This is a genomic window from Lysinibacillus cavernae (genome assembly GCF_009724685.1).
Lineage (GTDB): Bacteria > Bacillota > Bacilli > Bacillales_A > Planococcaceae > Lysinibacillus > Lysinibacillus cavernae.
This window is the reverse complement of the sequence record NZ_WMEF01000013.1, coordinates 18,778-36,058: the sequence shown is the minus strand read 5'-3', so window position 1 is coordinate 36,058 and position 17,281 is coordinate 18,778. Positions and strand designations below refer to the sequence as shown.

Sequence of the window (17,281 nt, the reverse complement as noted above, 5' to 3'; positions counted from 1 at the left end):
AACGACTAGCACTACATATTACGACGGTATTGTCCGCCAACTTCATATAAGGCTTTTGTAATTTGTCCTAAACTAGCTACTTTTACAGATTCCATAAGCTCAGCAAAAATATTACCGTTGTTGACAGCAACTTCTTGTAAACGCGCAATCGCTGCTTCACTTTCTTCTTCATGTGTCTTCCAGAATGCTTGTAAATTGTGAATTTGTGTTTCTTTCTCTTCTGTTGATGCACGTGCAATTTCCATATTATCTATATCAGCATCTGAAGGAGGGTTTGGATTCAAGTAAGTGTTGACGCCGATGATTGGTAACTCTCCTGAATGTTTTAGCATTTCATAGTGCATAGACTCTTCTTGAATTTTCCCTCGTTGGTATTGCGTTTCCATTGCACCTAACACACCACCACGATCATTAATACGATCAAATTCTTCAAGAACCGCTTCTTCCACAAGATCTGTCAATTCTTCAACAATATATGCACCTTGCAGTGGATTTTCGTTTTTCGCTAGACCATGCTCCTTCGTAATAATCATTTGAATGGCCATAGCACGACGTACTGATTCCTCTGTAGGTGTAGTAATCGCCTCGTCATAAGCGTTTGTATGCAATGAGTTACAGTTGTCTTGTAACGCCATCAATGCCTGTAATGTTGTACGAATATCATTAAAATCAATCTCTTGTGCATGTAGACTACGACCTGATGTTTGAATATGATATTTCAGTTTTTGCGCCCGCTCATTTGCACCGTATTTATCCCGCATAACAATGGCCCAAATACGACGAGCAACACGTCCAATTACTGTATACTCTGGATCAAGCCCGTTAGAGAAGAAGAACGATAGATTTGGTGCAAAGTCGTTAATATTCATGCCACGACTTAAATAATACTCTACATACGTAAAACCATTTGCTAAAGTGAAGGCTAATTGGGAAATAGGATTCGCTCCAGCCTCCGCAATATGGTACCCAGAAATTGAAACTGAATAGTAGTTTCGTACTTTATGGTCAATAAAGTATTGCTGAATATCCCCCATCATACGTAAAGCAAACTCTGTTGAGAAAATGCATGTATTTTGCCCCTGATCTTCTTTTAAAATATCAGCTTGCACTGTTCCACGCACGACCTGCAATGTTCTCTCACGTGTTTCTGTAAACTCTTCAACTGTCAAAGTTCGTCCTAGCTCTTGCTCACGCAATTTTACTTGTTGATCAATTGCCGTATTCATGAACATCGCTAAAATAATAGGTGCTGGACCATTGATCGTCATAGACACAGATGTAGATGGTGCACATAAATCAAAGCCTGCATACAACTTTTTCATATCCTCAAGTGTACAGATAGATACACCTGATTCCCCAACCTTACCATAAATGTCTGGTCGATAATCTGGGTCCTCACCGTACAGTGTTACTGAATCAAATGCTGTGGATAAACGTTTCGCATCATCGTCCTTGGATAAATAGTGGAATCGTTTATTTGTACGCTCCGGAGTTCCTTCCCCAGCAAATTGACGTTTCGGATCTTCTCCCTCACGTTTGAATTGGAAAACACCTGCTGTATATGGAAATTCCCCTGGAACATTTTCTTTATAAACCCAACGCAATATTTCACCATAGTCCTCAAATTTTGGCAATGCAACCTTTGGGATTTTTGTGCCAGAAAGACTTGTTGTTTTTAAGATTGTGCGAATCTCTTTATCTCGAACTTTCGTCACAAACTCATCACCAGCATAAGCTTCTTTTAAAGCTTGCCAATTTTCTAATATACGCTTGGATTCAGCTGTTAATTCATCTCTGACACCTTCTGCTAAGGAAGTAAGTGATGCGACAAGTACATCATCTGGCGCTTTTTCTTTAACTGCTACAATGGCACCTTCTAATTGGAACAAACGTCTAGCAAATGCCACTTGCTGCTCTGATTTTTTATGATAGCCACGAACAGTGTCAGTAAGTTCACGTAAATAATAACGACGATCGTTTGGAATGATGACATCTTGCTTTTGCGTTTTAGCGAACTGCTCATAGCTCGTTTCCCAATTGTAACCTGTTTTTTTGTTAATAATCGTAACTAAGGCTGCGAATAATGCATTTGTCCCTTTGTCATTAAATTGACTAGCAATCGTACCGTAAACTGGCATATTATCCAGTGATTCATCCCAAAGTTCTCGTGAACGTTGGTATTGTTTTTGGACTTGACGCAGTGCATCCTCAGAGCCTTTACGCTCAAACTTATTGATAGCAATAACATCTGCAAAATCAATCATATCAATTTTCTCAAGCTGTGTTGGTGCACCGAATTCACTTGTCATGACATACATGGATAGATCCGTGTATTTTGTAATTTCGGCATCACCCTGACCAATACCGCTTGTTTCAACGATGATTAAATCATAGCCTGCTACACGTACTACATCTAGCACATCACCAATCGATGCAGATAATTCAGTGCGAGAACCTCGTGTTGCTAAACTACGCATATAGACACGGTTATTGAAGATAGCATTCATGCGAATTCGATCCCCAAGTAATGCCCCACCTGTTTTTTGCTTTGTCGGATCGACTGAAAGAATGGCTACACGTTTTTCTGGGAATTCTTTCAAGAATCGGCGTATCAGCTCATCCGTTAACGAAGATTTCCCTGCGCCACCTGTTCCTGTAATCCCCATTATAGGTGTACCTTTTGAACGCTTTCGTGCCTCATCCAGCATATTTTTCGTAGCTTCATCCTCATTTGATTCAGCTGCTGTTATTAGATTCGCTAAAATTTCAGGAGTTTTTGTCGTTAAAGCCTCTAATTTTTCTAAATAGCTACCAGTTGCTGTTGGAAAGTCCGTTCCTTTAATTTGCTCATTAATCATTCCTTGTAGCCCTAATACACGGCCATCCTCTGGTGAAAATATCCCAGCAATACCATACGTATGAAGTTCTTTTATTTCACGTGGTAGAATAACCCCACCACCACCACCATAAATTTTAATATGTGGTGCACCTTTTTCACGCAGTAAATCATACATATATTTAAAGTATTCCATATGCCCACCTTGATAAGAAGAAACAGCAATACCTTGCGCATCTTCTTGTATCGCAGCATTCACGACTTCTTCAACTGAACGGTTATGACCTAAATGGATTACTTCTACACCGCTCGATTGTAAAATACGTCGCATAATATTGACTGAAGCATCATGTCCATCAAAGAGACTCGATGCTGTCACAAAACGTACGTGATTTTTTGGACGATATACGTCTACCTTTGTCATATGAAACCCCCACTCTCTCCCCTTAATGAATTGAAAAAAGCCGGCAATTGCAATGTCGCTTTATGCAATTGCCGACCAACCCCTTACAAAATATTAGAACCCCTTTATGCCTGAAATGAACAATGTGATTTGCATGTCAATAAACTCATCAATTGAATGCTGACGATGTAATGCCCATTTGCGGAACGCCCAACTTTGTCCCGACACAACTAAGTTATTGGCCGCTAAATGGATTTGATTGTCTGTCATAGTTAGTTCTCCCGACTGCACACAACGCTGTAGCAACCGCTCAAATGTGGCAACCATTTCAAACTCTTTACTAAAGACATAACGTTGCGCTTCTTTTGACAATGATTTTGTTTCTTGATACATGATTGTTAGCTCATCAACCATGCTATCAATTTGCAGGAAATATTCTCGAATCATTTCTTTTAACTCATCGATTGTTCCTGCTTTAATCTCGTAACTTGAAAGTCGCTCCATTGCATGATGATAGATACTATCACAAACAAGGTAAAGAACGTCTTCTTTAGTTCGGATATATTCATATAAGGTACCGATACTAAAGCCTGCAGCTTTTGCGATTTCTCTCGTCGTGGCTCGATGAAAGCCTTTTTCTTTAAATAATTTTATAGCTCCCTGAATCATTTGTTCACGGCGAATGGCGATTAAATTTTCATCTTTTACAGTTGACTGTACTTGGGGCCTTTTATCTTTTTCAGTCATCAATTATTTCGTTAACATACGCGAGATAACAAGACGTTGAATCTCCTGCGTACCTTCGTAAATTTGTGTAATTTTAGCATCACGCATAAAGCGCTCTACTGGATAATCTTTTGTATAACCATAGCCACCAAATACTTGAACCGCCTCTGTCGTTACACTCATTGCAGTATCGCCAGCCATTAATTTCGCCATTGCAGATGCCTTACCGTATGGTAGATTATTAGACTCTAACCAAGCTGCTTGGTATGTAAGAAGTCGAGAAGCTTCAATTTGAGTAGCCATGTCTGCTAATTTAAAGGATACACCTTGATTTGCAGCGATTGGTTTACCAAATTGTACACGTTCTTTAGCGTATTCGACTGCTGCATCAAGTGCCCCTTGAGCAATTCCCACAGCCTGTGCCGCAATACCATTACGTCCACCGTCTAATGTCGTCATGGCAATCTTAAAACCTTCTCCTTCAGCTCCTAGTAGGTTTTCTTTTGGAACACGACAGTTATCAAAAATGATCTCTGTTGTAGGAGATGAACGAATGCCTAATTTCTTTTCTTTCTTACCTACAGAGAATCCCTCAAATCCAGCTTCCACGATAAATGCTGATGTACCATTTTTTGCTTCTGGATCTGTTACCGCAAATACAATGTATGTATCTGCCACGCCACCGTTTGTAATAAAGATTTTTGAGCCATTTATAATATAATCATCGCCATCACGCTTTGCATATGTTTTCATGCCACCAGCATCCGAACCTGATCCTGGTTCTGTTAATCCGTACGCTCCAATATGCTTTCCTTCAGCCATTGGACGAAGGTATTTTTGTTTTTGTTCTTCTGTACCGAACTTGTAAAGGGGCCATCCTGCAAGTGAAGTATGTGCAGATAACGTTACCCCTGTTGAAGCACAGACACGTGATAATTCCTCGACAGCAATGACATACGCAAGATAATCAAATCCTGCACCACCATATTCCTCTGGCCACGGAATACCTGTTAAACCAAGCTCCGCCATTTTATCGAAAATTGTACGGTCAAATTCTTCATTTTCGTCACGTTCTGCCGCTGTTGGAGCCACTTCATTAATAGCAAAATCACGAATCATTTCACGTAATTGTTCATGTTCTTCTGTTAACTGAAAGTTCATTGTCCATTTCCCCTTTTTTATTAGACTCTGTTCTGTGTGACTGTGTCTTGTTATGTTGGATTGAGCGGGTATTGTATCTTCTTCCCCCACTTTATTGAGCATCTTTCACACTAATGAGCGATTGCTACTTGATTAATTAATTTATCTTCCCACGCATAATGCACTATCCAACTACCTAACATCAGGCTTTATTTCAGTAAATGTTTACTAATGACTAGCCTTTGAATTTCACTTGTACCTTCATAGATTTCAGTAACCTTTGCATCGCGGAAATATCGCTCTACTGGATAATCTTCTGTATAGCCATAGCCACCGAAAACTTGAACAGCTTCAATTGCAGTTTGTACCGCTGTACGTGATGCGAAAAGTTTGGCCATTGAAGCTTCGGCTCCACACGGTAAACCCTTTGCACGTAAATCTGCTGCACGATAGACTAATAGTTTTGCTGATTCAACAGCCGTTGCCATATCAGCTAGCTTAAAGCCAACACCTTGTTGCGTCGCAATCGGTTTGCCGAATTGAACACGTTCTTTGGCATAAGCGGTAGCCGCCTCAAGTGCTGCTTCAGCAATCCCTAAAGCCTGTGCCGCAATGCCAATTCGTCCAACATCTAAATTAGCCATCGCAATCTTGAAGCCTTCTCCCTCTTCCCCTAAGAGGTTGTCTGCTGGGATACGACAATTATCAAATGTCAGCTGAACAGTTCGTGAACCGTGTAAGCCCATCTTCTTTTCATCTTTTCCAATGATTAAGCCAGGTGTTCCCTTTTCGACAATAAATGCAGAAATGCCTCGTGTTTTTTGAGCAGGGTTAGTCGATGCGAATACAATATACACATCAGCCTCGCCACCATTTGTAATAAATACTTTAGAGCCGTTAATGACATACTCATCGCCATCTCGCACTGCCTTTGATTGTAGAGAGCCTGCATCTGAACCCGCACTTGGTTCTGTTAAACAAAATGCACCTAAATATTCCCCTGCTGCAAGCTTTGGTACATAACGTTTCTTTTGTTCGTCATTCCCAAAGTAAATGATTGGATTCGTTCCAACCGAAGTATGCACTGATAAAATAACGCCCATTACAGCGCTTACTTTCGATAGTTCATTAATCGCAATAATATACGATGTAAAATCCATACCAGAGCCACCTAACTCCTCTGGTGTTGTGATTCCCATTAAGCCAAGTTCACCCATTTGTTGAAGAAGCTCTCGAGGGAATTCCCCTGCTTCCATTCGCTCTACAAATGGTTGAATTTTTTCCTGAGCAAAATTACGTACCATATCGCGCATCATAATTTGCTCATCTGTAAATAGCAAATGCATCTATAATGTCACCCCTCTTAGTTGTCCCGTAGCATCTAAATAACCCCATCCCCATAGGATTATTCGTAAACGTAAAAGCCTCTTCCTGATTTCTTTCCTAGCCAGCCAGCTGCAACGTATTTGCGAAGCAGTGGACAAGGGCGATATTTACTATCTCCTAGACCCTCATGTAAAATTTCCATGATGTAAAGACAAGTATCCAAGCCAATGAAGTCTGCTAATGTCAGCGGTCCCATCGGATGGTTCATACCCAGCTTCATGACATCGTCGATTGCTTCCTTCGTAGCTACACCTTCATATAGTGCATAAATCGCTTCATTAATCATCGGTAGTAAAATTCGGTTTGAAATAAATCCTGGGAAGTCATTCACTTCTACTGGTGTTTTCGATAACTTAGTTGTCATCTCTTCAACAGCTTTGTACACTTCATCAGTTGTTGCCAAACCTCTAATGATTTCGACAAGCTTCATGACAGGCACTGGATTCATAAAGTGCATACCAATCACTTGCTCTGGACGATTTGTTACAGCTGCGATTTCTGTAATAGGTAGTGAAGAAGTATTCGTAGCTAAAATAGCATGTGCTGGTGCAATACCATCAAGTTGCTTAAAGATAGATTGCTTTATTTCCATATTTTCTACAGCCGCTTCAATGATAATATCTACATCACTAGCATCCTGTAACTCTAGTGACATACTAATTCGACTTAAAACGGCTGCTTTTTCATCTTCTGTTTTACGGCCTTTTTCTACATCGCGTGAAAGATTTTTCGTAATAACCCCTAGTCCACGCTCGAAAAACTCTTGTTTGATATCGTTCAATTTCACTTCATAGCCTGCTTGCGCACAAACTTGTGCAATGCCAGAGCCCATTTGCCCTGCACCAATGACCATTACCTTTTGGATTCCCATTAGTTCAGTCCCCCTGTTTTTGGTACTTCAATCATAATTGCATCACCTTGACCACCGCCTGAACAGATTGCAGCAATACCAATGCCACCGCCGCGACGCTTCAATTCTTGTGCAAGCGTTAAAATAATGCGTGCGCCAGATGCACCAATTGGATGACCTAAAGCAACTGCACCACCATTAACATTAACCTTTTCTGCATCTAAATCCGCCAGTTGTTTGCTGACTAAAGCAACTGCTGCAAAGGCTTCGTTGATTTCGAACAAATCAATATCCGCTAATGATTTATTGGTCTTTTTCAATAATTTATTAATGACAAGACCCGGTGTTTGTGGGAAGTTTTCTGGCTCAATCGCTAGCTCGTCATGTCCAAGAATAATGGCTAATGGCTCTCTGCCTTCACGTTCTGCACGTTCCTCACTCATGACTACAAGTGCACATGCACCATCGTTAACACCAGGTGCATTTCCTGCTGTAATCGTGCCATCCTTGTCAAAGGCTGGTTTCAGCTTTGACAGCACTTCCAAAGATGTACCTGCTCTTGGTGCTTCATCTGTATCAACAACAAATGGCTCACCTTTTCGTTGTGGAATCTCGACTGGTACGATTTCTTCAGCAAAGTTACCGTTTTCAATTGCTGCTAGTGCACGTTCATGACTACGAACTGACCAAGCATCCTGGTCCTCACGACTTAGCGAGAAATCTTTAGCAGTTGCATTCCCATAGCTACCCATATGTGGTCTCGCTTTATCGAAAGCACATGTTAAGCCGTCATAAAGCATACCATCAACCATTGTTGAATCGCCCATACGCAAGCCGTTTCGACCATTTAACAGATAATAAGGAGCATTAGACATAGACTCCATCCCACCAGCAACAATCACTTCTTCGTCCCCTAATCGAATCAATTGATCTGCTAATGTCACTGCACGCATCCCTGACGCACAAACTTTATTGATTGTTTCTGTTTTTACCGCTGTTGGTAAATCGGCTTTCATCGCAGCCTGTCGAGAAGGAATTTGCCCCTGTCCCCCTTGTAAAACAGAGCCTAAAATCACCTCATCCACTTCGTTAGGTGCAATATTTGCTTTTTGTAGCGCACCTTTAATTGCAATGGCACCTAAATCACTTGCATTTAATGCTGATAATGAACCACCAAATTTGCCAAACGCAGTTCTTGCTCCTGCTAAAATTACAGCTCTATTCAAGTAAAACACCCCTTTTGTTTTACGTACACGATGAAGTAGTGCAGCATTTTATTGACTGAACGCTCGCTCGACTTCTATCGATGAAAAATGGGAGTTTTCATTTCAACTCCCATTTCCATTTAATCTTATTCTACAAAACAATTTTTTATTGTGCAATTTATATTTTTCAGATAACTAAAATATTTCTGCAATAACGATCATTTTTCTGCGCTTGCTTCAGTATTTTTGTCTTGTTGAGCATTTTCTACTGATGCTAGCACCTCTTCGAGCGTTTCTTCTACTACTTCCTCTGAAGAATGATCAACAGCCTTCACTTTTTCACCAAACACTGAACGCTCTAGTAATTCCGCAACATCAAACGTTCCAATTGAATCTTCTACTTCTTTTGCCTTTGTACCATCCTCCAGCATTGTTAAGCAATAAGGACAGCCAGAAGAAATAACCGATGCATTTGTTGCAAGAGCTTGCTCCGTACGAGCTACGTTAATGCGATTTCCGACATGCTCTTCCATCCACATTAAGCCACCACCTGCACCACAGCACATGGCTGTTTCGCGGTTTCGTTCCATTTCCACAAGCTTCACTCCAGGAATACCACGTAGAATCTCACGTGGAGCGTCATAGACATCATTGTAACGACCTAAGTAACAAGAATCATGGAAAACAATTGTTTCTTGAACCTCATAATTTAGCGCTAGGCGATTTTCTTCAATCAACTGATTTAATAATTCAGTATGATGATACACTTCACCTTTCCAGCCAAAGTCTTGGTATTCATTTTTAAAGATGTTGTAAGCATGAGGGTCGATAGTCACAATTTTCTTTACATCGTTCTTAACAAACTCATCAATATTTGCCGTAGCCAGCTCCTGGAATAAGAATTCATTCCCTAAACGACGAGGTGTGTCCCCAGAGTTTTTCTCTTTATTTCCTAAGATAGCAAACTTCACACCAGCTTCGTTTAATAGGCGACAGAAAGCTAAAGCAATTTTTTGAGAGCGGTTATCGAATGCACCCATTGAACCAACCCATAATAAGTATTCCATTTCCTCACCAGATTTTTTAAGCTCTTTCACTGTTGGAATATGGATAGTTGGATCTAGATCACGCCAATTCTCTTTTTCTTTACGGTTTAATCCCCAAGGATTTCCTTGTCTCTCGATGTTTGTCATGGCACGTTGCGCATCTGGATTTACTTTACCCTCAGTCATTGTTAAATAACGACGAAGGTCAATAATTTTGTCAACATGTTCATTCATTACAGGGCATTGATCTTCACAGTTACGACAAGTTGTACAAGCCCAAATCTCTTCTTCTGTAATCACATCGCCAATTAAAGATGGATTGTAGATGTCTTCAATCACCGCTCCTTCAGCACCAGCTGCCATTGCAAGCTGATTGCCTTGTGTATTAGCAAAGAATTGATAAGGCACCCATGGCTTTTGCTTCGTTACAACAGCACCCGTAAATGTTAAATGATCACGCAACTTCACGATCAAATCCATAGGCGATAACATTTTTCCTGTTCCTGTTGCTGGACACATATTTGTACAGCGACCACATTCTACACAAGAATACAGATCAAGCATTTGCTTTTGCGTGAAGTCCTGTATGCGTCCGACCCCAATAGAAGGCATATCCTCTTCACTCTCAGCATTTTCTCCAGCTTCTTCTAAAGCCTCGAAATCGATTGGTGTTAATGTACCTGTACGATCTAAACGATTCATGTAAACATTAACAGGACTTACAATTAAATGAAAATGCTTAGATTGTGGTACATACACAAGGAATGTTAATAGAATTAATAGGTGAGCCCACCACATGACATAGAACACTCCAACAGCTACAGATGCAGGTAGGAAGCCAAAAATAGCAGCTATGCTAGAAGCAACTGGCTCCGTATATGTTAATCCCTCACCATGCCAAACTAACCCCATACCATTAGCGATTAATGTTGATACCATTAAGCCACCAATGAAAATTAATACAAGTCCGTTTTTCCACCCTCGTTTTAAACGCACTAGCTTTTCTACATAGCGACGGTAAAATGCCCACACAACCGCTATTAAAATCATTAGAACCACAAGTTCTTGGAAGAATGTAAAGACACCATAGAAAATGCCTAATGGCAGATGTGATCCTGGCGCTAATCCTTTCCAAATTAAATCAATGGCACCAAGCTGTACCATTAAAAATCCATAGAAAAACATAACGTGAATTAAACCACTTTTTGGATCCTTTAAAAGCTTATTTTGACCAAATACATTGACCATAATATAGCGCAGTCGTTCTTTTACACTCTCATCAAACTCAACCTTTTTCCCCAATTGCACATACTTATAGCGTGTTTTCAACAGATAGAAGAACAATCCTACTGCATAAAGCACAACCACGACTGTTAAAACAATATTAGCAATTAATAATGGACTCATGGTTGGTCCCCCCTTTAGTTTGTCGTAATTTTCTCTCTTTGTGGTAAATTTGCTAGTTCATACGGAAATGTACATCATTATATTCCTATTCTAATAAATGAGTGAGCATTCAGTCAACATAAAACGGAAATATTTCTGATAATTTTATATTCTTACATTTTACAAGAAAAAAAGCCACCCTGAATTTTTTCAAAGTAGCCATTTTTACTTTCTTTACAAAACTAATTTTTACTTTTTAAAGACATTCCCACTGCGAATATATTCAACATCCGCTACATTTAATCGGGCATTTACAACACGAGCAGCTGCAAATAAATAATCTGATAATCGATTTAAATATTTTTGCACAACCTTCGGCACATCTTCAACTTCCTTCATAAGCGTCACCATCTCACGCTCTGCTCGACGTGCAACTGTACGAGCAATGTGTAAAGTTGCTGCTGCTGGTGCGCCTCCTGGTAAAATAAAACGTTGTAATGGTGGTGCTTCATCTGATAATGCATCGATACGTGCTTCTAGCACTTCAATTGGTTGCTCTGTTAGCTTATAATTTCGTTCTTTCATTACATTGGCAAGATCTCCACCAGCATCAAAAAGTTCATGCTGAATCGTTTCTAAGTCAGTCAAAATATCCTTGAAAAGTGTTTGATCTAACTCGCTTACAGCCTTACCAATAAAAGAATTTAATTCATCAATCGCCCCATATGTTTCAACACGTAAACTATCTTTATCAACGCGACCTCCAATAAGACTTGTTTTCCCCGTATCGCCTGTTTTCGTGTAAAGTTTCATTTCTCTCATCTCCTAATATTGATTTTTATAATTTCTAATCGCCTGAACCGTTGTTTCATAAACGCCCTTTGCAATCATTTTACCAACTTCCGTAATTGGGCCACCATACAGCATTTCTTCCCCTTTTTGAGTTGCCGCAATTAATAGACTATCTGTAGCAGTACCTGTAGCAATAGTTCCACTTCGTTCATCACGAATATTTTCTGATTGCAAAGCTTTCGTTTTTGCTTCCGTAGCGGTCATCATCGCCTGAAAAAATGCTTCCTCCGATAAACAGCCATTGATAATGACCCAAGTATTAATAGTACCAATATATGGATCATCTTGCCTTTCGTGTACACGCGAAACATCAACCGCATTGCCCACTCCAGCTGTTACAGCTACTATCATACTACCAAAAGGAGCAGAAAATTCATTGATTGCCACAAGAGCTGTTGGCACTGCTGTCAGCATGACAACAGTATTTGTAGGTGAGAAATTTTCCCTTTGCAAAAATTCACTAACTTCTCTCTTTACATCACTGATTACATAATCAGCAGGTACAGAGCGATTTAATAAACAATTATGCCAGCCAATACCTGGATTATGAACTGCTGAAGACACTGTTTTTAAAGGAATCTCTGTTTGGAGTTGAATATAATGTTCCGTTATCATGAATTGTTGTTTTTTTATTACAGCCCGCTGCTGATAATCGGTTGCTGCAGGCATCATTGTAATTTGTGGTTTTGGTATTTCAGGATGTGCATATGTAGCAACTCTTGCTTGATAAACTTCTTCAATTTGGGATGCAATTAATACTTCATGTGGTGCACCAAGTGCTCTCATTTGGCCACTCTCCATGAGTAGTAATTCATCACAATACAGCGAAGCTAAATTCATATCATGTAGTACCATGACAACTGTTAAACCACACTCCACGGCTTCTTTCCGTACCAAATCTAAGATTTGACGTTGATGTGCAATGTCTAGATGATTCGTTGGCTCATCTAGCAGTAGAATTTCTGCTGTTTGAGCAAGTGCTTGTGCTACGAAAACCCTTTGTTGTTCACCGCCAGATAAAAATTCCATTGGCGTATGCTCATAACGCTTCACGCCGGTTTGAAGCATAGCATGTTGAACAGCCTGTTCATCACGTTCAGACCAGCTTGAAAAAAAGCCTGTTTGATGTGGGTAGCGCCCAAGAGAAACGGCCTCCCTCACACTGTTTGAGAAAGCATTTGCATGAAGCTGTGGTAGTACAGCCATCTTTTTTGCTAAAGCACGAGCATTATAAGAAAGAATATCTTGCCCATCAATCGTAATCGTGCCAGCAGTAGCTGGTAAGATACCACTCATTACTTTTAATAATGTGGATTTCCCACTGCCATTTGGTCCTAAAATCCCAAGAATTTTTCCTTTTTCAACGGTAAAGCTAATATCCTTGACGATTGGTACGTCTTCATAGCCTCCTGCTAAATGTTTGACAACAATCATGCCCTTACCCCCTTGCTTCTTCGCTGCTTATAAAAAATGTAGGAAAAAACAGGTGCCCCAATAAATGCAGTTATAACACCAATTGGTAGCTCTCTTGGCAAAATGATTGTTCGTGCTACTAAATCACAAATAATGAGTAATGTAGCACCATTTAAAAACGATAATGGTAGTAGATGGCGATGGTCTGAACCCCAAATCATCCTTGTCATATGTGGAACAACTAAGCCTACAAAGCCAATTGTGCCGGAAACAGCTACGGCAGCTCCAGTTAGCATGGACCCACCTGCTAAAATCAAATACTTACTCCGCTTCACATTGACACCTAAATGTTTCGCTCGTTCTTCACCATATAACAAAACATTTAGCTCTCGTCTTTGTGTCCATAGCATGAGTGTTCCTACAACGACAAACGGGATAATCATTTGGACATACGGCCATCCTCGCATTGACACAGAACCAAGTAACCAGCCAATTACTTGACGTAGTTCCTCTCCAGATAAAGCAATCATTAAAGAAATGAGAGAACCTAAAAATGAGCTAAAAATAACACCTGTTAATATCAACGTTTCCATCCTCAATGAACGATCTACGATTCTAGCAAAGCTCATAACAATTATCATGGTAATCATAGCACCAATCATACTAAAGGTTGGTAAGGCATACAGACCTACAACAGGTATGGATATACTAAAAAAGATGGTCATAACTGCACCAACAGAAGCACCAGAGGAAACACCTAACGTATACGGATCTGCTAATGGATTTTTTAATAAACCTTGGAAAGCTGCTCCTGCGATGGCGAGAGATGCCCCTACTAGTCCCGCTAAAAGCACACGTGGTAAGCGGATTTTCCAGAAGATATTGGCAGCTGTTTCATCAACTGCCTGATTCCATATAACCTCTAATGGAATATGAACTGAGCCTATAGCTACGCCACACCAGATGCTTATGATAAGAAGCGTACATGTTAATACATAGGCTACTGCTATTTTTTTCACTTAAATACCTCTGGGTAGATGGCTTTCGCTAATTCTTCAAGACCTTCTCCTAAACGGGGTCCTTGACGACTTGTTGTGCTTTCATCTACTTGTACAATTGCATTATTTTTCACGGCATTAATTGTATCGAAGCCAGCACGCTGCGGTATTTTTGTTAAAATATCAGGTACATAGTGATAGGTCACTACGATGACATCTGGATTTTTCGCGATAATTTGTTCTGCATCAATTTTATACCAATTATCAGCATCTGCCGCTACATTTTCTGCATGAATCATCTCAAGCATTGCATTCATAAATGTACCATTACCAGCTGTATAAATATCTGGTTCATCAGATGCTTCTACTATAACTTTCTTAGGTTCAACATCCTTTACTTTAGCTAGAACTTCTTCCACTTTTGCCTTCATGTTTGTAATAATTTTCTCAGCCTCTGGTAATTTCCCTGTAGCACGGCCAAGCTGCTCAATCGTTGTGTATGTTTCATTAAAATCTTGTGCATTTTTCACCACAAATACTTTCACACCTGCTGATTCAAGCTGTTCAATGGCTGCTTCTGAAAGCGACATGCTAGATTCATGTGAAAAAACGATATCTGGCTGGAGAGCAATAATTTTTTCAATATTGTACTCCATGCCGCCAACCTTTTCTTTTTCAGCTACCTCTGTTGGATAATCATCGTTGTCTGTCACACCTACTATTTCATCGTTTAACCCCAGGCCAAATAATATTTCTGTGTTACTTGGGATTAGTGAAACAATTTTTTCAGGAGGTGATTCAAGTGTAATGTCCTTGCCAATCGCATCTGTTACGGTCATTGGGAATGTTGCTTCATCCACCTGTGTTGACTCTTGCTGTGTTTGCTGCTCAGTAGCTGCTGGCTTGTCATTTTTCGCTTCTTGGCCACAAGCAGTTAGTAACCCTACTGCTAAAAATGCTGATAACCCTATTTTCCAAAATTTCTTCATGTGAATCCTCCTTCGTTGATCTGTGCGTCATTTGTTCTACTACTTTTTTGACAAAATAAGCCCCCTCATCTTCGAATGATGAGGGGGCAAAATCGCACCAAAAAACTGATACAAATTCCACCATCCTATCCTCGTAGGCTGTTATGTCTATGCTATAAAGGCAGGTCTCCTGGCTTGTGCTCATTACGTTTTTTCAAGCCTTCCCGAAATATTCAGTGGCATCATTTGAAAAAACTCACACTTACAGTGGCGGGACCGCATCAGAATTGCACTGATTTCCCTTTTCACTTTACTTAAGTAAAGAACCTTTATAATATTCAGTTGATTTCATTATACATGAAAATAAAAGAAGTCGCCTCCATTCAAGACGACTCCTACACTATTATACAATTTCAGAAAAATATTGAACTGTTTTCATTTGAGATCCTATTTGTCGCAATGACCACGTCTGCTCTAAATAAACGTCCGCTAACTTTTCATATTTCCCACCAAATTTTTGTGCCCATTCAACTGCTACTACACTTTCATACAGCTGAGCCATTTTTTTCGCAACATCTTTTGCTTCAAACGTTTTAGTTGCTTCGTCTAAAGCACTAAAAATTTGTAATGTTGCCTCTAAATTAGTTAATTGTTCTTTAACGATCTGCACTAATGGACTATCCGTTAATCTTTCTAACCGTTCCTCCATCTCACGGACAAATAGTTCATGTGCATGAAACTTATCAACTAAACGAATAAGTTCCAAGGCCAGAATATTAGCTGTTCCTTCCCATACCGTCAATACTTGCGCGTCTCTCAGTAAGCGAGGTGTTACAAAGTCCTCAATATAGCCATTACCTCCATGTAATTCGATGGCTTCACTTGCATAATGCACTGCTTGCTCTGCCGTTTCCTTTTTCATAATAGCAATATATAAGCGATTCATAATTATATCTTGTTGTGTCCCCTGACCACTCGTCACTTTATCATATAATTGAATAAGATCAAATACAGTTGCTACTTCTACATGTAGCTTAGCTGCGAATTTACCTAATGTATCCTGAATCATCGGATATTGCGTTAAGGGCTTGCCAAATGCATATCGATTTGTTACATAATGCTTCGCCTCTAAGAAGCCACGACGCATAATACCAATGGATGCTACTGCATTACAAATTCTTGATAGATTTAGGGCTTCTAGCATGTAATAAATCCCTTTATTTTGTTCACCTACAACGTAAGCAAGTGCGCCATTAAACTCAACCTCTCCCGATGGAACTGCTCGAACACCTAATTTATCTTTAAGCCGACGAATGCGAAGATTATTCGTCGTTCCATCTTCTTTACGCCACGGTACTGCAAATAAAGTTAAACCTTTTGAACCTGCCTGAGCACCTTCCAGACGTGCCAACACCATTGCTACCCCACACATACCTGCATTGGATGCGAAGTATTTTTCACCATAGAGACGGTATTGATTGTCTTCCTTTCTTGCCTCTACAACATTTGCCCCAACGTCTGATCCTCCTTGACGTTCTGTTAAAAATGTCGCACCTTCATATAACTCCGTATTCCCCGTTGCACAAACATGTGGTAAGAAACGTTGCTTTACTTCTTCATCAGCATAATGGTCTAATAGATAGGCAGTAGCCATCGTCAATGTCACGGGACAATAAAAACCGGGTTCTGCATGTGACAGTAAATAACCTTGCGCAAAGCTATAGACGTAATTTCCCTTGTGACCTAGTTGCGGTATTTCCTTATGCACGTAGCCAACAATGCCCGCATTATATGTCGCCTCAATCGTTTTCTTGTAGCCATCATTGACCCAAACCTCTGATACTTCTTCACCATAGGCATTATACCTTTGTAGGCGTGGCTCCCCCTGCCGATCAGTATGTTTTGCCCTCACATCAATATCACCCGCACATAACTCACCGAAGTCTGTCAGCTCTCTCTGGGCATATGATAAAAACTCTTTATCTAGCATCATTTCTAGTACGTTTTGAAGTGTTTCATCATCTGTAAAAAAGTTAGTAATTTGCGTTACTTCCTGTTGTAAAACCTTCATG

Annotated in this window: 12 protein-coding genes and 1 riboswitch; all 12 genes read right to left on the bottom strand. The window is 40.1% G+C overall.

The features are described from left to right. Nucleotides 1–11: 11 nt before the first annotated feature. Entirely contained in the window at nucleotides 12–3,260 is a 3,249-nt protein-coding gene (icmF, locus tag GJU32_RS19580; RefSeq protein WP_155593606.1) for a fused isobutyryl-CoA mutase/GTPase IcmF, read from the bottom strand. A gap of 93 nt (nucleotides 3,261–3,353) precedes the next feature. Then, nucleotides 3,354–3,986, bottom strand: a complete 633-nt coding sequence (locus GJU32_RS19575) for a TetR/AcrR family transcriptional regulator (RefSeq protein WP_155593605.1) — start codon at nucleotides 3,984–3,986, stop codon at nucleotides 3,354–3,356. A gap of 3 nt (nucleotides 3,987–3,989) precedes the next feature. Next, on the bottom strand, nucleotides 3,990–5,126 hold the full coding sequence (locus GJU32_RS19570; protein ID WP_155593604.1) for an acyl-CoA dehydrogenase: 1,137 nt from the start codon (nucleotides 5,124–5,126) through the stop codon (nucleotides 3,990–3,992). Nucleotides 5,127–5,314: 188 nt separating this feature from the next. Beyond that, entirely contained in the window at nucleotides 5,315–6,451 is a 1,137-nt protein-coding gene (locus GJU32_RS19565) for an acyl-CoA dehydrogenase (RefSeq protein WP_155593603.1), read from the bottom strand. 59 nt (nucleotides 6,452–6,510) lie between these two features. After that, a complete protein-coding gene (locus GJU32_RS19560) occupies nucleotides 6,511–7,362 on the bottom strand; it encodes a 3-hydroxybutyryl-CoA dehydrogenase (protein WP_155593602.1) in 852 nt (283 codons plus the stop codon). Continuing rightward, complete coding sequence (locus tag GJU32_RS19555; RefSeq protein WP_155593601.1) at nucleotides 7,362–8,567, bottom strand: acetyl-CoA C-acetyltransferase; 1,206 nt, start codon at nucleotides 8,565–8,567, stop codon at nucleotides 7,362–7,364. Before GJU32_RS19555 ends, GJU32_RS19560 begins: the two co-directional genes overlap by 1 nt. 197 nt (nucleotides 8,568–8,764) lie before the next feature. Next, nucleotides 8,765–10,999: a heterodisulfide reductase-related iron-sulfur binding cluster gene (locus GJU32_RS19550; RefSeq protein WP_155593600.1), complete on the bottom strand. Its 2,235-nt coding sequence runs from the start codon at nucleotides 10,997–10,999 to the stop codon at nucleotides 8,765–8,767. Nucleotides 11,000–11,227: 228 nt separating this feature from the next. Further along, on the bottom strand, nucleotides 11,228–11,791 hold the full coding sequence (locus GJU32_RS19545; RefSeq protein ID WP_155593599.1) for a cob(I)yrinic acid a,c-diamide adenosyltransferase: 564 nt from the start codon (nucleotides 11,789–11,791) through the stop codon (nucleotides 11,228–11,230). Nucleotides 11,792–11,803: 12 nt separating this feature from the next. Then, nucleotides 11,804–13,264 carry an adenosylcobinamide amidohydrolase gene (locus GJU32_RS19540; protein ID WP_155593598.1) on the bottom strand — a complete coding sequence of 487 codons (1,461 nt, stop codon included), beginning with the start codon at nucleotides 13,262–13,264 and terminating at the stop codon, nucleotides 11,804–11,806. Further along, the gene (locus tag GJU32_RS19535; protein ID WP_155593597.1) at nucleotides 13,261–14,262 is read right to left on the bottom strand and encodes a FecCD family ABC transporter permease; all 1,002 of its coding nucleotides are present in this window, start codon (nucleotides 14,260–14,262) and stop codon (nucleotides 13,261–13,263) included. Before GJU32_RS19535 ends, GJU32_RS19540 begins: the two co-directional genes overlap by 4 nt. Then, complete coding sequence (locus tag GJU32_RS19530) at nucleotides 14,259–15,230, bottom strand: ABC transporter substrate-binding protein (protein ID WP_155593596.1); 972 nt, start codon at nucleotides 15,228–15,230, stop codon at nucleotides 14,259–14,261. The genes GJU32_RS19535 and GJU32_RS19530 overlap by 4 nt, the downstream gene beginning before the upstream one ends. A gap of 142 nt (nucleotides 15,231–15,372) precedes the next feature. Then, nucleotides 15,373–15,555, bottom strand: a riboswitch (cobalamin riboswitch). 57 nt (nucleotides 15,556–15,612) lie between these two features. Then, a complete protein-coding gene (locus tag GJU32_RS19525; RefSeq protein ID WP_155593595.1) occupies nucleotides 15,613–17,280 on the bottom strand; it encodes an acyl-CoA dehydrogenase family protein in 1,668 nt (555 codons plus the stop codon). Nucleotide 17,281 lies beyond the last annotated feature (1 nt).